Annotated in this window: 19 protein-coding genes; 7 read left to right on the top strand and 12 right to left on the bottom strand. The window is 55.5% G+C overall.

Annotated features, from left to right (window positions below):
* The coding region (locus NCS03_RS30940; RefSeq protein ID WP_250530505.1) for a tetratricopeptide repeat protein at nt 1-3,894 on the bottom strand (3,894 nt) is incomplete at its 3' end.
* A gap of 55 nt (nt 3,895-3,949) precedes the next feature.
* Nucleotides 3,950-4,765 (bottom strand): gasdermin, encoded by an 816-nt coding sequence (locus NCS03_RS30935; protein ID WP_250530504.1) that lies wholly within the window; start codon nt 4,763-4,765, stop codon nt 3,950-3,952.
* A 1,437-nt stretch (nt 4,766-6,202) separates the two neighbouring features.
* Here NCS03_RS30935 and NCS03_RS30930 point away from each other — a divergent pair.
* Entirely contained in the window at nt 6,203-6,862 is a 660-nt protein-coding gene (locus NCS03_RS30930; RefSeq protein ID WP_250530503.1) for a division plane positioning ATPase MipZ, read from the top strand.
* Nucleotides 6,863-7,148: 286 nt separating this feature from the next.
* Here NCS03_RS30930 and NCS03_RS30925 read toward each other — a convergent pair whose 3' ends face one another.
* Nucleotides 7,149-7,907, bottom strand: coding sequence for a replication initiation protein (locus tag NCS03_RS30925; protein WP_250530502.1), 759 nt, complete (start codon nt 7,905-7,907; stop codon nt 7,149-7,151).
* A gap of 398 nt (nt 7,908-8,305) precedes the next feature.
* Here NCS03_RS30925 and NCS03_RS30920 point away from each other — a divergent pair, with 398 nt between their 5' ends.
* The gene (locus tag NCS03_RS30920; RefSeq protein ID WP_250530501.1) at nt 8,306-9,196 is read left to right on the top strand and encodes a nucleotidyl transferase AbiEii/AbiGii toxin family protein; all 891 of its coding nucleotides are present in this window, start codon (nt 8,306-8,308) and stop codon (nt 9,194-9,196) included.
* Here the strand turns inward: NCS03_RS30920 and NCS03_RS30915 are convergent.
* Together NCS03_RS30915 and NCS03_RS30910 are read right to left on the bottom strand one after the other, a co-directional pair.
* Complete coding sequence (locus NCS03_RS30915) at nt 9,173-10,069, bottom strand: type IV toxin-antitoxin system AbiEi family antitoxin domain-containing protein (protein WP_250530500.1); 897 nt, start codon at nt 10,067-10,069, stop codon at nt 9,173-9,175. The two genes, NCS03_RS30920 and NCS03_RS30915, sit on opposite strands and share 24 nt — an antisense overlap.
* 335 nt (nt 10,070-10,404) lie before the next feature.
* Nucleotides 10,405-10,749: a hypothetical protein gene (locus NCS03_RS30910; RefSeq protein ID WP_250530499.1), complete on the bottom strand. Its 345-nt coding sequence runs from the start codon at nt 10,747-10,749 to the stop codon at nt 10,405-10,407.
* An 813-nt stretch (nt 10,750-11,562) separates the two neighbouring features.
* Between NCS03_RS30910 and NCS03_RS30905 the strand changes: the two genes are divergently transcribed.
* Complete coding sequence (locus NCS03_RS30905; RefSeq protein ID WP_250530498.1) at nt 11,563-11,901, top strand: hypothetical protein; 339 nt, start codon at nt 11,563-11,565, stop codon at nt 11,899-11,901.
* 162 nt (nt 11,902-12,063) lie between these two features.
* Here the strand turns inward: NCS03_RS30905 and NCS03_RS30900 are convergent, their stop codons facing one another.
* From NCS03_RS30900 to NCS03_RS30880, 5 genes are all read right to left on the bottom strand, one after another.
* Nucleotides 12,064-12,267, bottom strand: coding sequence for a hypothetical protein (locus tag NCS03_RS30900; protein WP_250530497.1), 204 nt, complete (start codon nt 12,265-12,267; stop codon nt 12,064-12,066).
* A gap of 257 nt (nt 12,268-12,524) precedes the next feature.
* Nucleotides 12,525-12,758 carry a hypothetical protein gene (locus tag NCS03_RS30895; RefSeq protein ID WP_250530496.1) on the bottom strand — a complete coding sequence of 78 codons (234 nt, stop codon included), beginning with the start codon at nt 12,756-12,758 and terminating at the stop codon, nt 12,525-12,527.
* A gap of 80 nt (nt 12,759-12,838) precedes the next feature.
* The gene (locus NCS03_RS30890) at nt 12,839-13,072 is read right to left on the bottom strand and encodes a hypothetical protein (protein ID WP_250530495.1); all 234 of its coding nucleotides are present in this window, start codon (nt 13,070-13,072) and stop codon (nt 12,839-12,841) included.
* An 80-nt stretch (nt 13,073-13,152) separates the two neighbouring features.
* The gene (locus NCS03_RS30885) at nt 13,153-13,386 is read right to left on the bottom strand and encodes a hypothetical protein (protein WP_250530494.1); all 234 of its coding nucleotides are present in this window, start codon (nt 13,384-13,386) and stop codon (nt 13,153-13,155) included.
* Nucleotides 13,387-13,462: 76 nt separating this feature from the next.
* The gene (locus NCS03_RS30880; protein ID WP_250530493.1) at nt 13,463-13,696 is read right to left on the bottom strand and encodes a hypothetical protein; all 234 of its coding nucleotides are present in this window, start codon (nt 13,694-13,696) and stop codon (nt 13,463-13,465) included.
* Nucleotides 13,697-13,951: 255 nt separating this feature from the next.
* On the opposite strand from NCS03_RS30880, the gene NCS03_RS30875 reads away from it, so the two are divergent.
* Nucleotides 13,952-14,641 (top strand): response regulator, encoded by a 690-nt coding sequence (locus NCS03_RS30875; protein ID WP_250530492.1) that lies wholly within the window; start codon nt 13,952-13,954, stop codon nt 14,639-14,641.
* Here NCS03_RS30875 and NCS03_RS30870 read toward each other — a convergent pair.
* Nucleotides 14,628-16,664 (bottom strand): ATP-binding protein, encoded by a 2,037-nt coding sequence (locus NCS03_RS30870; protein ID WP_250530491.1) that lies wholly within the window; start codon nt 16,662-16,664, stop codon nt 14,628-14,630. The two genes, NCS03_RS30875 and NCS03_RS30870, sit on opposite strands and share 14 nt — an antisense overlap.
* Before the next feature lie 139 nt (nt 16,665-16,803).
* On the opposite strand from NCS03_RS30870, the gene NCS03_RS30865 reads away from it, so the two are divergent.
* The 3 genes from NCS03_RS30865 to NCS03_RS30855 are packed head-to-tail and all read left to right on the top strand — an operon-like array spanning nt 16,804 to nt 18,600.
* The gene (locus NCS03_RS30865; protein WP_250530490.1) at nt 16,804-17,208 is read left to right on the top strand and encodes a hypothetical protein; all 405 of its coding nucleotides are present in this window, start codon (nt 16,804-16,806) and stop codon (nt 17,206-17,208) included.
* Nucleotides 17,198-17,629 (top strand): hypothetical protein, encoded by a 432-nt coding sequence (locus NCS03_RS30860; RefSeq protein ID WP_250530489.1) that lies wholly within the window; start codon nt 17,198-17,200, stop codon nt 17,627-17,629. Before NCS03_RS30865 ends, NCS03_RS30860 begins: the two co-directional genes overlap by 11 nt.
* On the top strand, nt 17,626-18,600 hold the full coding sequence (locus NCS03_RS30855) for a tyrosine-type recombinase/integrase (protein ID WP_250530488.1): 975 nt from the start codon (nt 17,626-17,628) through the stop codon (nt 18,598-18,600). The genes NCS03_RS30860 and NCS03_RS30855 overlap by 4 nt, the downstream gene beginning before the upstream one ends.
* 257 nt (nt 18,601-18,857) lie before the next feature.
* Here the strand turns inward: NCS03_RS30855 and NCS03_RS30850 are convergent.
* The coding region (locus NCS03_RS30850; protein WP_250530487.1) for a tetratricopeptide repeat protein at nt 18,858-19,218 on the bottom strand (361 nt) is incomplete at its 5' end.

Below are 19,218 nucleotides of genomic sequence, written 5' to 3'. Positions count from 1 at the left end.
GCGGTCGTTGAACTCGATGTAAATCGCCAGCGCCTGCTGGTAATACTGCTCGGCCTGCGGCCACTGGCGCTGCGCCTCGGCCACGATGCCCAGCTGATGGTAGGTGCCCGCCTGTTCGTAGCGGTCGTTGAACTCGATGTAAATCGCCAGCGCCTGCTGGTAATACTGCTCGGCCTGCAGCCACTGGCGCTGCGCCTGCGCCACCATGCCCAGCTGATGGTAGGTGCCCGCCTGTTGGTAGCGGGCGTTGAACTCGATGCAAATCGCCAGCGCCTGCTGGTAATACTGCTCGGCCTGCGGCCACTGGCGCTGCGCCTGCGCCACCATGCCCAACTGATGGTAGGTGCTCGCCTGCTTATAGCGGTCGTTGAACTCGATCTTGATCGTCAGCGCCTGCTGGTAATACTGCTCGGCCTGCAGCCACTGGCGCTGCGCCTGCGCCACCATGCCCAACTGATGGTAGGTGCCCGCCTGTTCGTAGCGGTCGTTGAACTCGATGCAAATCGCCAGCGCCTGCTGGTAATACTGCTCGGCCTGCAGCCACTGGCGCTGCGCCTGCGCCACCGTGCCCAACTGATGGTAGGTGCTCGCCTGCTCATAGCGGTCGTTGAACTCAATGTAAATCGCCAGCGCCTGCTGGTAATACTGCTCGGCCTGCGGCCAATGGCGCTGCATCTGCGCCACGGTGCCCAACTGATGGTAGGTGCCCGCCTGCTCATAGCGGTCGTTGAACTCGATGTAAATCGTCAGCGCCTGCTGGTAATACTGCTCGGCCTGCAGCCACTGGCGCTGCTCCTGCGCCACGATGCCCAACTGATGGTAGGTGCTCGCCTGGGCGTAGCGGGCGTTGAACTCGATCTTGATCGCCAGCGCCTGCTGGTAATACTGCTCGGCCTGCAGCCACTGGCGCTGCTCCTGCGCCACCCTGCCCAACTGATGGTAGGTGCTCGCCTGGGCGTAGCGGTCGTTGAACTCGATCTTGATCGCCAGCGCCTGCTGGTAATACTGCTCGGCCTGCGGCCACTGGTGCTGCGCCTGGGCAACCACGCCCAGCTGATGGTAGATCGAGGCGCTCAGTCGTCGCGCTTGCTCCAGTGGCGGAGTTCGCTCGGCGAGCAGCAGAGCCAGCGCCCGATGATAGCTGCCCTCGGCCTCACTGAAGCGCTGCAAGTTGAGCTGGCGAAGTGCGATATCGTCGACCACTCCGATCAGTTCGAGTACGAAAGCTGCATTGAGGGTGTCAGCCGGATAGGTATCCAGTTGAGCCAGCACCAGTTCGCCCAGCGCAAGCGCGCGCTCTTCATCGTGTTGGGCGTCATGCGTGTCGGATAGCGCGCTATAAACGGCCTGAATCGAGGCATGCGCATTCAGTGCCAGGCGGAGCGCGGCGAGCAGATTCTCGTATTCGAAGCGGGAGATCATCAGCCCGATCTGCTTCTCCTGTGCCTCCTTTGAGTTCAGGTATCTGTGTATCGTCTTGGCGTATCCCTCGTAGTGCTGGCGAAACGCCGCCTCGATCGCCCGCTTGTACGGCGCCTGTGCGGCCTCATTCAGACGACTTGCCAGAAAGTACGGCAACACCGGCTGCAGCCGCAGAAAGACCGATACCTCTGGATCGGGGCTGAGCAGCCCCCAGTCGATGGCCTCTTGCAGCACCTCCGCCCAGCGCTCGAACGGCAAATGCGCCAGTTCCGCTTGTTGTCGTAGGGCACCGGAATATTCGTCAAGCATGCTCGTGTTCAACACGCCACTGAACGGCGCCAGGCACATCAGCAGGTTTTGCGCATCCGGCGACAGGTTGCTGTGCGAGTAGTCGATGCAGCGCAGGATGCTCTCGGTCTTGCTCTGCGCGTCGCCCTCTTCAATTCCTTTGCCAAGCTGAAGTCCCACAAGCACTTCGGCGGGAGTCTGTCGTGCCAGATTGGCCAGCACCACCTCCAACGCCAGAGGAAATCCTGCCAGCAACTTGAGCAGGTGTTGGAAATCGTCGTCGTCGCGATACCGGGTCGCGTGATGCCGCTCCAGAATCCGCTGCGCCAGCATCGAGGCTGCCTCGGGGTCAAGCCCCGGCAGGTCATACACATGCTCGCCGAACGTGTCTTGCGCGAGCCACGTTTCGCCACTGCGTGAGCCGAGCAGCACCAGGCTGTGGCCACCCACGAGAGCCTTGAGCCACTCCTTCAGCGCAGTCTGCTCAATTGGAGGCAGTCCATGGGCAATCGCCAGATGGGTACCCGTAATCGACTCCAGGTTGTCCAGAATCAGCAGGTGACGCTGGCCGCGCAGTTGCTCGGCCAGAAACGACTGTTGAATAGCTAGGTCCGCCATCGGCACGAACCGCGCGTGATAATCCGCCATGCCCAGCAGCGTCTTCGCGATCTCATGCAGGATCTGCTGGCGCGTCCAGGCTTGCTGGTCGTAGCCGAAGTAAAACACCCGATCCACGAAGTCGGTGGTCTGCCACCAGTGACCCAGGTGCCTAAGCAGCGTCGTCTTGCCCGCTCCGCCCATGCCCCGCACCAGCAACAGATTGTGGCGCAGCAGGCGGCGCTCGATCTCCAGGATGTCCAGGTCTCGGCCGACGAAGCCGTACGCTGTGCTCGGCTCCTTCCAGGTGCTGGCCTGGCGCTGGTAGTAAATCCGTTCCTCTTCGGGCGTGAACTCGCGACGGACGAGTTTCACCTCCCCATTCTCATAGACCACCGGCAGCAGCCAGTCTTCCAGTTCAATCGTCTGGCCGAAGTACGCGCGGCGTGCCTTCTGGTTCGCCAGTTCATGCCGCCCACGGCGAATTGCAGGGGCCATCTCGGCACCCGCGAACAACTGCTGGTAAAGGCTTGTCATCAGCACTTCGGCCGCACTGACGGTGATCGAATAGCTCATCGCCACCACCAGCTGCACGCCCGCTTCAATCAGCCGGCTGCCCAGACTCGTCTCGCTCACCCCGACCTGCTTGCCCGACTGACAGGCATTGAGGATCGCAATCGGGATCTGGTGTGTGGTCAACAACCGGGCCAGCTCGCTCGCCTCGACCGGGTCGGCCTCCGCCTCTTGCTCGTGCTCGCCCTCAAAGAACACAAAAGCCTTCTGCCCTTCGTAGGGCGCGAGCTTGCCGCGGCCATAACGTCGGTACGCATATTTATCGGGTGAGGTGGTGGTTTCGACCTCGGCGTACTCGAGCAATGCGCCATGGGTATCGAAATGAACGATGTGGTAAAAACCGGGACCCCTGGCGGGATCTGATCTGACTTGTTGAAGGTGGTGATCCAGGGCCCGGTAGGTGCCGGGTCGAAGGATGTCGATGTCGACGCGTGCATGGGCCCGGCGCAGTGCATCGACCAGCGGCCGTGAGATCGTGCGATAGGCAACATCGCCCGCCCCGTGCGGACGGGCCGTCACGATCAACAGCCGCAACGCCGGCGCGCTGCGCACCTGTGCTTCGAGCGCTTGCTCAACACGTCTTCGCCGCACCACCGTGCAATCGAGAGCGAACGCCCGGGGCAGATCCGGATCCTTCAGTGCCTCCCAGTGCAGCGCATGAAACGCGGGCGAACCCTCGATCTCGATGCGCAACCCATCCAGTTGGGACTTGCAGGCAGAATATCGGGCGTAGGCCTTCGGGTCAGCGAACACCTGGCCAAACAAGCGCTCTCCGTAAGTGGTGATGCTCTGCGCCGCCTGCTGCGCCGTCACTTGATTCAAATACGGTTGCCGCAGATGCGCCTCGAAATACCATTCAAGCCGCTCTTCCTCTCCTTCCGAAAACGGATCGCTCACCTCGCTCGCATAGTCCGCTCCACCATCGATGCACACCACCGCCTTAAAATCTCCCCCGGTCTTTGATGAGGCATCGCCAGCACCCCTATCGCGCTCTTCGATTGTTATCAGTGGCATGGCGATTCCTCCAGTCGGGCCTGCTGTCGCGATAGCTGCTCCGCTTTCTGCTTGCTCATTCTTCCAATTCGAGCATCACGGGCTGTTTGCCTATCAATACCTCTCGTGGGCGTTTCGTGAACGTTCTCTCCTGAGTGTCCGGAGGCATCTGCATGATTTTGGCCTGATCGGTTAAGACGAGTCGCTCGCAGGTAAAAGCAAACGCGAGAGGTTTGGGCCCCTGAAAGGTCAGACTGCGGCCCGACGAGCTGGTGACTTGCACACCCAGTTTTGCCTTAGACAACACCTGCTCGATCGCTGGAACGTCTAGGTGAAGGTCTTGCTTTGATGTCTGATCAACGTGCAGAGTGAAGTCGCGGCTGGTGATCACCGAATCGATCAGCAGACAGTCCCACGGATCTTCTCCCACAAGACTGGCAACGACCGGATTGCTGCGCTCCAATGATTTTCCAGAGAGCAACCGGCCGATCTTGGCGGGGTCGCAATAGTGACGCTGAACCTGGCTGAACGTGAAGGACACTTGCGAGGCTCCGCTCAGCTGCTGCCCGACGTTCGCTACCGCAGGCACGCCAAATCCGCGTAGAAATCCATCTAGAATCTCCAGTCCCAGCTGGAGATCGATCTGACGGGAGCGCTTGCCGGCTATATCGGCCATGTCGCTGGTCTGCATGGCAAGCTCTAAAAGTTCGGGAACAGGATCACCGGCGATCAGATCGGTCAATTGTCCTCGGTACGCAATTTTGCCGTTTCGCGCCGCGATCACACACAGGGGCTGTATTTTTTCTTCTGGAATACGAATGATGTTGGCGTGAAAGACATCCCTCAGCGTCTTCACCAACGGATCATTGTTACAAAGCTTGAGCCACGCCATCTCTTCCTCCTCCTTTTCTATCGTTAGCCGTCGCGCGCCGTCGTGCGCGACCCTCGATTAGATGAGCTCGCTCTGCTAACTTGCTGTTCCGCGTATTCACTGGAGCGGACGGGATCGGTTGGTGAATCCATAGATTCCCCCGGCCACGTTTTATGAGCCGCCGAATGCGTCGACTTCGACGCCTCCGATGCCGGGACCGGCACCTGCCCCGGTTGTACGCCTCTCGCCTTTCTTGCTCGCTTAACGGCTGACATGTAGCTGTGAAACGTCAGCGTCAACCCCTGTTCCCGAAGCGCGTTCCATACGTCGTAATGGGAAACGCCCGAGACAATCGCGGCTTCAATCTCTGTCAACTTGCCCCGGACAAAGGCAGACATGTTGGTAGGTTTCAGATCGGATAGGCCCATATGCCTTGTTCCCCTAAGGTGCACCGCCGTTGCATTGTATTTGGCTTGTCATTGCACCATCAACCCATTTTTTGCACCCACGATGCACCGTTAATGCCTCGTGGTTGTCCTCTGTTTGCAACTTCCCGTCGTTTCGGCGTCGCTTTCAGTCCTTCAAAGGCATCGAATGGGTCGAACGCTACTCGATGAAGTCTTTGGGGACTGAAAAGGCCCAGTCTTAATTGCCCTCAAGGGGGCTGAACTGCCCTTAAAAAGGCCATACACTATACGCAGCGGCTTGGGGCATCTTGCCGTTTAAGTAGCGCTGATTTATGTAGAACCACTAAAAGTGGCTTGTACCCCGGTTGTACCCCACTCAAACCGTTGTCGGACGGGCGATTGAGCGTTTCGTGTGCCACACGTGTACCCCATTTTCGCCATCCTGTTTTTGGTTTCGAATCGCGGAGACCTTTGTTGGGCGTTGGTTTGCCGGGTTTTGCAGGTGCCGAAGGTCCCTGCGTATGGTGTATGGCCGTTTTAAGGGCAGCTGCATCCCCGGTTAAGGGCAGTAAAAAAAGCGGGGAATTGTGGCCCAGAAACCACATCGAAAAGCGTTTCGAACATAGCCTAAGGGCCGGATAGACTAGACACGTAAAGACGGAACGCGACCTCAGCACCAGAGCCCGAATACGTTCACCTTTCCACGTTGTTGGTCTACAGCACATCCCCCTGGAAGAGCTATGCCGAATGCGATGAAGGGCCGCCCTCACGCGGTGCGGCCTACGGATGACGAAGAAGAAGCAATACAACGGGGCATTGCCCAAGATCTTGATAACCCGGAGTGGGCCGAAGAAGACTTCAAGCGAGCACGAGCGAGAGCGAACGTTGATCTGGGAAAGGTTAGAAAATCCGGGGAAAGGTCAACGAATTCAGGGAAGCCAGAAACAGAAGGAGATCGCTCTGCGGACGTGTGAGCGATGCTCCCGGCCATTGACACTCATTAACTCAACTCAGATAATCAACTCAGATACTCAACCCACCTGAGGTAATTATGATTGTTCTGGTTGGGGCGGAGAAGGGCGGCGTAGGCAAGTCCACGATTGCCAGCAACCTGGCCGTCCACCTGGCGCACAACGGGGTAGACGTGGTGCTTTTTGATACGGACGGGCAGGCAACATGCGCCCGTTTCATCGAGCGGCGGGACGAGGCCGGTATCGGTCCATCCGTGCCGTGCGTGCAGCGAACCGGGGACGTTTCCGTGACATTGCGCGACCTCGGGAAGCGGTATCAGGTAATCGTAGTGGACGCCGGGGGCCGCGACTCTCGAGAAATGCGCTCCGCTATGGCCGTGGCGAATCTCCTACTGGTCCCGACGCGGGCCAGCCAAGCGGACCTAGAGACACTCCCGAAAGTTAATGAACTGATCGGCCTTGCTCGCGGGTTGAATCCCGAGCTAAAGGCGTGCGCCGTGCTCTCTATGGCCCCGAGTAACCCCGTGATCCGAGAAGTTGAGGACGCGCGGGAGCTAATGGCGCAGTTCGATCAACTTGAGTTAGCCGATACCGTAATCCGGGACCGCAAGGTGTATCGGGACGCCCTCCTTAGCGGGCATGGCGTGGTAGAGCGCGATAACTCACAGGCGCGGGCAGAAATTCAGTTACTAGCTCAGGAATTTTTTGAGTTGAGTAACTCAAAGGAGTTGAGTAAATGAGTGGAAAATTCAAGATTGGTCCCAAGGTCACGCCCGCCGACAAGCCCGCAAGCCGAGAGGAGTTCGTTTCCGGGGCTGCCCTCGTGCAATCGCAGGCCGGAACACGCCCACCTAAGCCCGTTCGTCTCAACTTGGACCTAGATCCCGAGATACACAAGCAACTAAAGCTACGCGCAGTGGAGAACGGCACGACCATAGCGAAGCTAGTGCGCGACCTGATTACACGAGAGATTGGCTAGCCCCGGCGGCCTTTTTGTGATTCAACTAATTGGAACAAATACCCGGTTCAGAACAGTGCACCTTGCGGGTTCCGTACGAACTCAAACCGCAGCGCCCCGACCCTGCGCCCATCTTTGATAGGTTGCCAGTCGATCAAAAGTCCGTTTTTGTCGCGTAACTCCGCCACCGCTGGTTCGATGATTCGCTGCCGTAGTGCCTTGAAATTAGCCCGGTGCGCTGGTTTAGCGTCCATTGCAACCCAGAACTCCTCAATTGTCGGGGACCATTTGCCCGCGCCGTCCCACGACTTCAGGCATTCAAACAGCCGCCAGCTATATACCGAGCGCAGCGCGGCAGCGTGCTTGAGCTTGTATGTCGTGAATTCCCGCCGCAGGCAGAACACGAACGGGCGCAAGTCGGGATGCCACGTGGCCGTTACCGTGCCCTCTCCTTTGGCGTACTCCGCCCGTAATAGCCACTGATGCTTTGCGACCCGCACAGCGCCCCGAGGCCCGGCCTTAGGCGCCTCAATCAACTTCGATAGCAACCCGTCTGCAGCCGCCTGTAGTTGCTCGTACGCCGTGTCTGCGGTTACCGCGAACGTTTCCGCGTACTCCGCCGCCGATAGTTTGACCGTCCAGAATCGCTCGTCTGTGAGCGCGCGCCCGTCCGTGGTATCGGACTTGGCAAGAGCGGCGGCAATCATGCGCTTCTCCGGCAGCGTAAGCCCGTGTGAGGCCCGCATAACGAGGTTCGCCATCGTTACGTTCCGGTCCGCAATCGCCGTCTGGCTTTCGGGCTTCGCTGTGAGCATGTTGAGCGGCATTGGCCTTATGTCTGTTATTGGAACGCCGAAACAGTATGTACCAATTAGGCAAATGGAACAACTACAAAGCGCGTTCCATTTGTGGATAAGACCGGGCCGTTGTGCCAATAACCGGACGTTTGTTCCATTTAACCGGGCATTTGTGCCAATTCAACCGGGTCGTTGTGCCAATCGCGCCCCTCAGAGCCTTGTTGGGCAAGGCTCTGAGGGTGCCTAAAACGATTTAAAACGGTAAAACGTATTTAAAACGAGGCCGGCGTGAGACATAGGCAAAAAAAACCCGCGCTCGAGGCATGAGAGCAGGGCAAGAAGGAGACATTCCATGTCAGGGATATGCGGAATGGGTTAGGCTATTACGATAGACTACCTGATAGCTACCTGACGTTATTTATTTACTCATGAACCAGCCCCCTCAAAATGCGCAGCTGCTGACGCAGATCAAGAATTTGGCCATCCAAGCGATGTTTTCAGACGACGAGTTGCTGGAGCAGTTAGTGTTAAAGGGCGGTAATGCTATGGCGCTTGTTCACCAAATCAGCGCTCGAGCTTCAGTCGATCTCGATTTTTCGCTGAAACAGGACTTCGTCGAAAGTCTCGAAGTAGTGCAGGAGCGCATCCACAGAGCGTTGACTGATACGTTCCGCGCCTCTGGCTTTGAAGTTTTTGATTTCAAGATGCTGGAAAAGCCAAAGACCATGTCAGCAGACATGCAGGCCTTCTGGGGCGGATACGGTGTCGAATTCAAGCTCGCCACCGCAGCGGTTCACGCACAGCACTCTGCAAATATAGAGATGCTGCGCAGACTCGCTATCAACCTTGGACAGGGCCCGAAATTCCTTATCGATATCAGCCGCTATGAGTACGTCTACGACAAGCAGGGAGTGGATTTCGAAGGAACGTTGATCTACGTTTACTCGCCCATGATGATCGTATGCGAGAAGCTGCGAGCTATCTGCCAGCAGATGGAGAAGTACGCGCCGATCGTCAAAAGAGGCCATGCCGGAAGCGCCCGCCCGAAAGACTTCGTTGATATCCACACATTGTTGGGCGCGCTTGATCTGGATCTCACCGGCGAGCAGATGCGGCGGACCTTGGTGTCGATGTTTGAGGCCAAAAAGGTGCCGCTGTCGTTTCTTGGTGAAGTCGCGGATCAGTACGACTTCCACGTGGCGGGCTTTCCTTCAGTGGCCGCGACCGTGTCGCCGGACTTTGACCTCAAAGAGTTCCGGTTTTACTTTGACTATGTGACCGACCTGATCGAGCGGCTAAAGCCCTTCTGGCACCACTAAGCGCCAGTTGCTGTCGTAGCGCGTTTTGTTTATTTCGGGTGCCAGGAAGAAATCGTATTCCATCGGCAGGCGTCGGACGAGGTCGATCTGGCTGGACTTGTATCCGGCACGTTCCAGATAAAATCCGATCGCCTGGTGGTACGGAAAGATGAAATCGAGCTTCCGCAGCATGGGAATCAACCGGTTAACGGACAGCCGGTCTCTGGCTAGCTCGAATGCCTTGGCGACCTCGAATACACCGCCGGCATAGACAGGCCTCACGGTGATATCAATAAGCGTGCGCTCCAGATTGGTCAGGCGTGCTTGAACTGGTCGCCCATCGTCATCCGTAACGTCCTCGGTGACGATGCCCAAATGATTTGTGTACGCCCCGTTCAGCAGGTAGATCTTTCTTCCTGCGTATTCAATCCAGTTGTGAGACACGCGAGGCGGGCGTCGAAACGATTCGTCTATCTCCGCCTGACCTATTTGTGGGCGGGCGCGCGGTTGCGACGGGCTGCTGCGCTCTTCGGACAGGTAGACGATCGTTGGGGACTGTTCCGTCAAGCCGTGCACCCGCATGGCGGTGTAGTGACTGAGATACAGTCCCTTCCTGAGCGACAAAAGGATTGAGAGCGGCGGGACTTCGCCCCATACATAGCACTGCTCGGTCCGTTGCGGAAACGCAAACTCGATCTGACGTAGCTTGGCATGGTCTCGCAGGAACCCAATGAAATCCTGCGCGGTCGTGTTTTGCGCCAGTCGCCAAAAAGCACGCTGGTTGGCAACAATGGCTTGGATCTCCTTCAGCTTGAGCACATGCGAAGGCAGCTCGTCGAAATATCGAATGATGTCGGGCTTCGCGATCTGGATTCTTGATCTGCTGCTTGCCATATCGGGCTTGTCAGTTGTCTACCGCAGCGTTAACGCTGCGGTAGAATATCATTTAATTTCGGTGAAAACAAGCTTGGAACTACCGTGAATAGGGCGGACACATGGAAAAATATAGCCTAAATTCATATTGCTACGCAGCGTTAACGCTGCGTAGCATAACACTAAAAGCTTGAAAAAACAAGTCGAAAAGCCCCCAAGCACGGGCCGATGAGGGCAAAAACATGTCGAATTAACAACGATGCTACGCAGCGTTAACGCTGCGTAGCATAATGATGTTTATTTTGTTCGTCAAGGGACCTGGCGCCGTCTCAGGAAAACGGTTTCCGCCTCATCGATCACAGCGGTTGCTTTTCCCTTGCGATGCCCCCGGCATCCCGCCATGAGTAGTAACGGTTGGTCGCCGCAGAGAAACTGATGTCCATGAGTGCGCCCACGGCGTACCGCGTGTGCCCGGCGTCGAACAGCCGGTAGCAAATTTCCGCACCCCTCGGTGTGAGCTTGCCATCTTTGAACTTGTTCGCCGGATCTTTGGGATCGAACTCGGCGGGCGGCTCCGGTTGTATCAGTAAGGTCCGCAGGGTTTGCAGTCCAGTCAGAGCACGTTCTAGGGCACTGGTGACCGCGTCGATTGCATCGATCACTGCGGCTTCATTGGTGGATTGGGTAGTAGCGTCCGTCATGACCTCATCTCTCTCTAGATAGGTTACATAGTGCTGAGTCAGGGCTGATTGTAGCTAGGTAGTCTATCTAGAGTCAAGTGCGGTGCTGCGATGTGCTAACCGTCCGGCGATGACCGCTATCCACGGTCACGAATGAGCGCGACGCATTGCGACGCGAACTATATCGGCTACGGCATGAACAGGAGGTTTCGCAGCGCGAGCGTGCCGCGATCAAGCCGTACATGCGCACCCGGCTTGTTCTATCAGCGTTGTGCGGTCATCCCGCGTTCGTCCGTGCGCTACGTCGCTGACCACCCCTTAGCAGGCGTGGACAGCCCGGCCGAAGGGCCGGGGTTCCAACGCGTTGTGCACCAACTCCCCGCGACGCCTTGCCCTACGGCTGCACGCCCACGTACGCGGGCTCTGTTAGACAACCTCAAAAAGCCATCCCCGAAACCCTGAGCTTTTGCGATGCAGTGCCGTCGACTCATCCCAAAGTTTTGCCTTTCGCGCCGCAGAGCGAGGGTCAAGGCGAAACTATCGGGTTATCAGATACACGCCAACATGATTTGTCGACTTCATAAGCGAACCATTACAAATGTGGCTTGACGCGCGCGTGGCGGTTGCTTCTTACTTGGCCGCCCGTGCGCGGCGCGGCATCCCACATCTAATCCTAAGTTGAAGCGCTTTTGGTATTTGCCCCTACCGTTCACTATTAAAATTGACTAACTTGCACTCATCGCAACAAACTTATGACAGGCTAAGTGGTAGGAAACGTAAGCGAAAGGTACGGTTACGGCTTCGTGCCAAGGAAGTGGATACCGGAGAAAAGACATGAACAAATCGATTGTAATCATTTCGCTGGGCACGGCCCTCGTTTCGTCGGCGGTTGATGCACAGGTAAAAGAAAGCTTAAAAAATGGTAGCGTTTGTTTTGTTAGATTTGATCAGCTTTTTACAAGCCAAGGAGGAGAAACTGACTGCACCGGAACAATAGCCCGTAACAATCCATACAACATTCAATACCATAAATCGGCTGGGACATGGACTGCTACGGGGCCTGTCTGTAATAAAGGGATGAATAACACACACACCGATTCTGGTCCTAGTCCCGACGACGGATATCTCGTTGTATGGGGAGCTAAATTTACGTTTGATCGGTGCAGTGTATGACAGCGAGAAGCGCCAACTTGGGCAGGTTGCCTGTCCATGAAGCACAATGCCCATTCTGTTCAGCGGATCACCGCACGGAATGGGCGTATGCTGCTGCGTACCCAATTTACATCAATAAATAGTTTTTATTCCCTTAATTAGACTCGCGCCTCGTGAAATCTATTATCGCTGCACCAACCGCTTCAATGGAACAGCTGAGGCAGCCGTCCCCTTGTTCACATAAGACGACTTAGCAAGGTCGGGGCCGAGAGTTTTCACCAAGCGATTTGTGTCGGTCCGAGCAAAAGCCGTGCTAGCCGAAAAGGCCCCCGCAGCTAACACCGCCGCCACAGCAAACGAAGCGATCGTGCGTGCAGATTTTTCCATGATAATCTCCAGGTGAGCACTCGGTGGCTCGTTGAAATTCAATGTACCTCACCAACCGTGACTTTAAAATCCTAATAATTTTTCCGCTGAATCAGGTGTACAAAACCCTATGATCATCAACTACATTACCCCAATGCCTTAGGGCTGATGCACAGGGTTGAAACGGCGATAAGCCGAGGATAGCGATGGTCAGAAAAAACATTTTGACGCGAACTATACAAAGTAACGTGGAGACTGGCGGCGATGCCACTGTCCGCTTATCGGGATTCCCATAAGACGGCGTCTATCGTATTGACAGGGCCATAATCGATTACGTCAAAAACAGTATGTGGCGCCGGATAGTCAAAACAGTGAGTAATAGTCTCTGGCAGACTGCTCTCCAGCAATCCAATGGCGAAAGCCGTGTTAGCCGAAAAGGCACCCACAGCCAACACTGCGGCGATGGCAAACGAAACGATCTTGTGCTTTGCAAACTGATGAGACTTTTCCATGATGATTCATCCGAGATGAGCTCGCGTAAATCGAATCAGGGACTGGCAGCAATGTCACCGGTCCAGTCCCTGTGTGTTGCTTACAGGGACTGCAAGACGGCGTAGCCTGCTGCCTCGACGGGATGGCCATAATCACCATTCGCCTTGTCGAGTGCACGGTAGACGTCGGCATGACCCGGATCGACGGCTTCGGCCACGCAGGCGATGAATCCACAGGCGAAAGCCGTGTTAGCCGAAAAGGCACCCACAGCCAACACTGCGGCGATGGCAAACGAAACAATCTTGTGCTTTGCAAACTGATGAGACTTTTCCATGATGATTCATCCGAGATGAGCTTGCGTAAATCGAATCAGGGACTGGTAGCAATGTCACCGGTCCAGTCCCTGTGTGTTGCTTACAGGGACTGCAAGACGGCGTAGCCTGCTGCCTCGACGGGATGGCCATAATCACCATTCGCCTTATCGAGTTGCTCGTAGATAGCGGCATGAGCCGGATCCACCGCCTTAGCGATATCAGCCAAGATTCCTCCGGCAAAAGCCGTATTGGCAGAGAGGGCACCCAGAAGCAGTGCCGCCGCGGTAACGACCGACGCGATCTTGCTCTTTGCAGATTGATGTGACTTTTCCATAGTGATTCTCCGAGTTGAGCTTGGGTAATCCAATTAGGACTGGGCGGTAATGTCACCGTCCAGCCCATTTTTTCGATTAAAGGGACTCCAATGCGGCAGCCGCTGCTGCCTCGACAGGATGGCCATAATCGCCGTTAGCCTTATCGAGTTGCTCGTAGATAGTGGCATGAGCAGGGTCCACCGCCTTAGCGATATCCGCAAGGATTCCTCCGGCAAAAGCCGTATTGGCAGAGAGGGCACCCAGAAGCAGTGCCGCCGCGGTAACGACCGACACGATCTTGCGCTTTGCAGATTGATGCGACTTTTCCATGATCATTCTCCGAGATAAGAGCCCACCGAACGCCGTATGCTTTCGATTGGCATGGAACGAACTCTATTCCATCGAACGCGTTTGATAAATCCTCATGATTTACCCGAATAAAACCTAGGAAAAATCCCTAGGCCTTGCAGATACCATCACCCTAAAACCATAGGGTTTGGTGGTAGGGTATAAGTCGAGTTAACGTCAGGGTGGATTTATGTAAAACCATCACTTATCATCTACATAAACTTCGGGGAGACACCTATGAAAGCGCTATTGGTAGACAATGAGACTCTCACACGTGAGGGGTTCGCCGATTTGTTGAATAAGATCGACCCGGATCTTGAGGTCACTGAGGCTGAATCCGAGGAGGAGATGAAAAAAATCCTTTCAACGTCAAAGTTCGACATAATTTTCTTAGACATTAATCTGATTAATGACGCTGATGGAAGAGGATTAGAGCTTTTGAAGGAATTAAAAGACAACGAGGAATGTCCGTTGCTGACGCCAATAATTATGGTCTCAAGCCGCCAAGACCACGAAACTGTATCGGTCGCCTTCAAAAATGGCGCCTATGGATATTTGCCAAAAATTACAGCGAATAGGGAAATGGCGAGAAAAGCAATGCGGCGTGTCCTGGATGGCGAGGTATATTACCCGCCTCCATCGCTAACGCCGGCGCCGCCCCCCAAGCGGCATATTCTCAGAGAGGACGAGAGCGGTCTCACGCCAAGGGTATTCGAGACTTTGTATTACGTAGTGCAAGGCCTTTCGAATAAGGCGATTGCAAAAAAAATGAACGGAATAAAAAGCTTCGTGGTGGCTGAGTATGTCACCACGATATTGAAAAATTTCAAGGTTTTGAATCGAATGGAGCTTATGGCGGATTTCAATAAAAGAAATATTGTTGTTGATACGCCTAAAAGTTTCAACAGTGATTCTAAGGATTGCTAGGGGCTGTCTGGACGGTATAATCGTTTGAAGCGGAATCCTGCGCTGTTTTTCCCATGAGCAAGACCTCGTGCAGCTTCTTCCGTACATCGTCGTGCCCAAATGGTTTCGTGAGCACGGTGGACATTGAAATATATTTCGACCGCTCCAAGGCGCCTATAGTATCGGCGATCACCAGACATGGGACCGCGCCAAGTTCTCGGCGGATAACGGCAATGACATCGGTTGCGCTTCCGTCGATTAATTGATCATCAACAATAATTGCATCCGGTCTGCGCTCGTTCTCAGCGATCCTATTCAGCACGGACCGCGCGCTCGGCCCGTAGACTACGCGCCCCTTCCATAGCTCAATCAGTTGCGCTGTCTCCATGGTCTGCCGCCTGTCTTTTCCTAAAACCAAGACATACGCCCCATCTATAACAGAGTCCACTTTGTCCGTAGCGGAGCTTGAAAGCAAGTCCATGGGTAGCACAGCGCGGGGAATATCCATGAGAAAATGAGAGCCAATCCCTTCCTTTGACCACGGTATAGAAATGTAATGATTATCTAGCGCAGAAATTATTCTGCTTACTGTATAGAGTCCTAAACCAAGACTTTCTGCATTCGGCCTTCTCTCGACGCGGAAAAACGGGCGCCATACTTTATCAATGTCAGTCTTAGGAATTCCTATCCCGGTATCGACTATGTGAACTCTAATCACGTCATGATGCGGTACGACGCCAATGACGACGCCAGAGGGCGGTCTGTTTTTCTGCTTTGCATTGCAAATTCGTTTGTCGTGAACCGTTGCGGGCGACTCCCCCACGATATCTGGGCAGTCTTTGTGGTAAGTATATTTAAGAGAGTTGCTAACAAGATTAAAAACACATTCTATAATCATGACTTCGTCGGTATAAGCATAGGCAGGGCCGTGACCTACATAGCAAACAAAAAACAGGTTTTTCTTTTTGGCCGTTTCGTTGAGCTGATCATGTATCTTGATAACGAGATCACGTATATCGATTAATTTTAGATCTGGCGTAACTTTTCCGGTTTGGTACTGGTTCATGCGCATAAGTCGATTTAGAACTTCAATCGAAAGAGAGAACCCGGTTGAGATTTTTGTGATTTGCTCGTGAACGGCCTTTAAATCTACGGGATTAGCGTCCAAGGCGTTGTTTATCTTGCCTACAGCAGACCAGACGGGAAGCAGTCCGTTTCTGACGTTATGGCCTGCTCGCCACATCAGTTCGGCTTGGTCATTATTGACTTGATCGAGTTCGCGATTTTTTGCCTCAACCGCGTTTTTCGCTTGCTGTAAGCGTTCGATCAGCATCGTATTTTCGTTGTTTATCGTCGATAATTCAGCATTTTTTGTTTTAAGCTCTATTCCTGCGATTTGTGTTTTTATTTTTTCTTCGTATAGAGCGCGCTCTCTGGCCTGAAGCCAGTAATTGACGTAGAGGCCAAGAGTTACTACCGCAAACAGTGTTGATAATCTGTATAAGCCAAGTAAATCGTTGCTGGATAGATTTTTGGTTCCTTCAACGTAGTTTATACCTATTACGAGATAGGCATAACTTGTCAGGGTCAGGATGGAGGCGTGAAGGAAAGGCAGCCTAGTGAGAAAAAGTATGTAAAATATTGCTGTGAGATAGCTATACTGTAATTCTATAACGCTGTATGGTCTGCCTTTGACAAGTGTCAGTTCGAAAATCTCGATCGATGGTATGGAAAACATCTGCAGTGTAATCGTTGTGCCAATGAAGGTAACGAAAGTGGTGCAGATTACCCAGTGATAATGATGACGAGACCATTTTGGAAAGCCAATGAATATAAGAGGCGGGATATATCGCGTGAGAAGTATAACGAGTGATATCTGAGTAAGTTTTGACGGCACGCCGAACATGTTCCATATGGTTCCGTGCAGTGCAAAGACAATTGATGAGAGGCGGGCGAAGGGAAAAGAGCGGGCTAAATACCGCCGAAGAAAGCCGGGACGATCTAGGCAGTACAGGCGCGAGAAGGTATTGCGAAGGGCCACCATTTTGCACCTCGATTTCCTTGGCATGCAGCTTACCGCGCAGACGATTGCCTTTCAGGATAGTAGTAAGCACGGACGGCGAAGTCCATGCGCCCGTCGTCGTATATGTGATAATATCCTTTATCAAATATAGGAGGTGGCCATGGAATCGCGCGGAAGCGGCCTGCCCAACGTCGGGCTTCGGCTGATGCGGGCGTCGGATGATCCAGCCCTTCAAGATCCGGCGTTTCAGGCCGAACTGCGGATATTCAGCGGTTCATTGCGTGCGGCGGACGTGCGCTTTTCGCAACGTGCGATGACGTTCGATGCGGTCGACGCGACCGGTTACTCACTGGCCGAGTACGTCATCAAGGAACTGGGCCCGGCCGCCATCGGTGTCATTGGAACTGCCGCTGGCGCGTGGATTAGCGGGCGTTCGGGGCGCAAGGTGCGCTTGAAGGTCGGGGACATTGAGGTGGAAGCCCGGACTGTTAAAGAGGTAGACCAGTTGCTGCTGCGGGCGCAGGCATCGCGGGCAGGCCAGCCGGAGGCGAACGATGAAGCGTAAGGCGCGCAAGATATTGGAGCATGTCGAGGCAAACGGGCGTTCTGAGAAGGCTGCCGCCCGTGAAGCGCAGATCGCCGCGATTCCGGTCACGAAAAAGCCCCGGCGAAAAAAGCTGCTGGCACCAAAGCAGAAACTTTCCGTGGCGGATGTGCAAAAGTACGCCGAGAAAAGGCGACGACAGAAGCAGCGACGACTGAAGGAACAGGCCGAGCGTGAATCCGCGCTGCGGAAGGCGAACGCCCGGCCCCGCCCGCTTCGCACATTGACGGATGAGCAGGCTAAAGTGCGCTTGAAGGGTCAGCCAACGCAGGTTGTGATTGTTGCTGCTTATCCGGGCTACAAATCGCCTAAATCCCACGATGTCGACATGCTGGATATTGCTTGGCAGGGTGGCGCTCCCGGCTTGGGGAGGAAGCGATGACTGAAGCCATGTTCAGCGTCGATCTGGCTGTCGGGACAGCGCCGTCCGTTCCTGCAATTGTGGCTTCTGCCGGAAATCAGGCCGGCATTCGTTTTCTCGAGTTCTTTGCGTCGGCGATCCGCAATCCGCATACGCGGCGGGCGTACGCACGCGCGGCGGGGGATTTTCTGGCGTGGTGCGGCGGCACCGGCGTGACGTCCATCACCGCGGTGCAGCCGCTGCATGTGGCCGCGTGGATCGAGCTGCAGACGCAGGTTCACTCTGCGCCGACCGTCAAGCAGCGCCTTGCCGCCATCCGTCACCTGTTCGATTGGCTCGTGACTGGTCAGATTGTGCCGCACAACCCGGCCGCCTCTGTGCGGGGGCCGAGCCACACCGCCAAAAAGGGTAAAACGCCGGTCCTCGACACCTCTGAGGCGCGGCAGCTGCTTGATAGCATCGATGTGTCGACGCCGATCGGTCTACGCGACCGTGCGCTCATTGCGTTGATGGTGTTTTCGTTCGCGCGGGTGGGTGCGGCGCTCGCGATGCGCGTCGAGGATGTCTACGTCCAGCAGCGGCGTTTGTGGGTGCGGTTGCGCGAGAAAGGCGGCAAGGCACACGCCATGCCGTGTCATCACACGCTCGAAGCGTATCTTCATGACTATCTCGAACAGACCGGTCTGCGGCATGAACCGAAAGGACCGCTGTTCCGCACCATCGCGCGCGGCACCGGACGGTTGAGCACCTCTGCTCTACCCCAAGCCAACGCGTATGCGATGGTGCGGCGCCGGGCGCTGGCAGCCGGCATCGATACCCCGATCGGCAACCACACGTTTCGCGCAACCGGGATCACCGCCTATCTGAAAAACGGCGGCACGCTCGAGAACGCCGCCGCAATGGCCAATCACGCGTCCACCCGCACCACCCAGCTCTACGATCGACGCCGCGACGACATCAGCCTCGATGAGGTCGAACGGATCCGCGTGTAGATTGACGCCTCATGATCCACAGTAGCGATGCGTCGGGCGACCCAACGCCAACTGACTTCGGGCGGTCTCGGCAGGGGAAGGATCATGAAATCTCAGCCACGATAATTTGCTCCATGTCCGTCGTGCATCGACACCGTCATGCAACCGGCTCCTTATCGGGCAACCAGCGATCCAGCGTCACGGCGAGCAGCATGGCAGCAAGCTGGCGTCGCAACCCCGTCGTACGCAATGGCACGCGCCCTTGATGATGCGTTCGCTCAATCGGACTGCAACCGATGAAGCAAATCCTCCGCCTCCTCGTGAGTACAGCCGAGCGCCGCGGCAACCTGCACAGGTATCTGTGCGTCCTCAGTGACACGCCACAATCTCGCCAGGCTCGACAACACAACCCGGGTGCTTTCCCTATCGTCGTGTTCCACGAAGATAGCGAGCGCTTTTTGGAATGCGACTCGCGCAGGGCCGTGCTGCTGCTGTTCCTCAGCCACTGTACCCAACTGATGGTAGGTGCCCGCCTGTTGGTAGCGGTCGTTGAACTCGATGTAAATCGCCAGCGCCTGCTGGTAATACTGCTCGGCCTGCGGCCACTGGCGCTGCGCCTCGGCCACGATGCCCAGCTGA

This window comes from Caballeronia sp. ATUFL_F1_KS4A, from assembly GCF_023630905.1.
GTDB classification, from domain to species: domain Bacteria; phylum Pseudomonadota; class Gammaproteobacteria; order Burkholderiales; family Burkholderiaceae; genus Caballeronia; species Caballeronia zhejiangensis.
The sequence above is the reverse complement of the archived record's forward strand: the minus strand, read 5'-3'. Positions and strand labels throughout refer to the sequence as shown.

Excerpts from the sequence above, each read along its gene's own strand:
- NCS03_RS30935 (WP_250530504.1), bottom strand. The coding sequence starts at position 4,765 with ATGGCGTGGCTCAAGCTTTGTAACAATGATCCGTTGGTGAAGACGCTG.
- NCS03_RS30930 (WP_250530503.1), top strand. The coding sequence starts at position 6,203 with ATGATTGTTCTGGTTGGGGCGGAGAAGGGCGGCGTAGGCAAGTCCACG.
- NCS03_RS30925 (WP_250530502.1), bottom strand. The coding sequence starts at position 7,907 with ATGCCGCTCAACATGCTCACAGCGAAGCCCGAAAGCCAGACGGCGATT.
- NCS03_RS30920 (WP_250530501.1), top strand. The coding sequence starts at position 8,306 with ATGAACCAGCCCCCTCAAAATGCGCAGCTGCTGACGCAGATCAAGAAT.
- NCS03_RS30915 (WP_250530500.1), bottom strand. The coding sequence starts at position 10,069 with ATGGCAAGCAGCAGATCAAGAATCCAGATCGCGAAGCCCGACATCATT.
- NCS03_RS30910 (WP_250530499.1), bottom strand. The coding sequence starts at position 10,749 with ATGACGGACGCTACTACCCAATCCACCAATGAAGCCGCAGTGATCGAT.
- NCS03_RS30905 (WP_250530498.1), top strand. The coding sequence starts at position 11,563 with ATGAACAAATCGATTGTAATCATTTCGCTGGGCACGGCCCTCGTTTCG.
- NCS03_RS30900 (WP_250530497.1), bottom strand. The coding sequence starts at position 12,267 with ATGGAAAAATCTGCACGCACGATCGCTTCGTTTGCTGTGGCGGCGGTG.
- NCS03_RS30895 (WP_250530496.1), bottom strand. The coding sequence starts at position 12,758 with ATGGAAAAGTCTCATCAGTTTGCAAAGCACAAGATCGTTTCGTTTGCC.
- NCS03_RS30890 (WP_250530495.1), bottom strand. The coding sequence starts at position 13,072 with ATGGAAAAGTCTCATCAGTTTGCAAAGCACAAGATTGTTTCGTTTGCC.
- NCS03_RS30885 (WP_250530494.1), bottom strand. The coding sequence starts at position 13,386 with ATGGAAAAGTCACATCAATCTGCAAAGAGCAAGATCGCGTCGGTCGTT.
- NCS03_RS30880 (WP_250530493.1), bottom strand. The coding sequence starts at position 13,696 with ATGGAAAAGTCGCATCAATCTGCAAAGCGCAAGATCGTGTCGGTCGTT.
- NCS03_RS30875 (WP_250530492.1), top strand. The coding sequence starts at position 13,952 with ATGAAAGCGCTATTGGTAGACAATGAGACTCTCACACGTGAGGGGTTC.
- NCS03_RS30870 (WP_250530491.1), bottom strand. The coding sequence starts at position 16,664 with ATGGTGGCCCTTCGCAATACCTTCTCGCGCCTGTACTGCCTAGATCGT.
- NCS03_RS30865 (WP_250530490.1), top strand. The coding sequence starts at position 16,804 with ATGGAATCGCGCGGAAGCGGCCTGCCCAACGTCGGGCTTCGGCTGATG.
- NCS03_RS30860 (WP_250530489.1), top strand. The coding sequence starts at position 17,198 with ATGAAGCGTAAGGCGCGCAAGATATTGGAGCATGTCGAGGCAAACGGG.
- NCS03_RS30855 (WP_250530488.1), top strand. The coding sequence starts at position 17,626 with ATGACTGAAGCCATGTTCAGCGTCGATCTGGCTGTCGGGACAGCGCCG.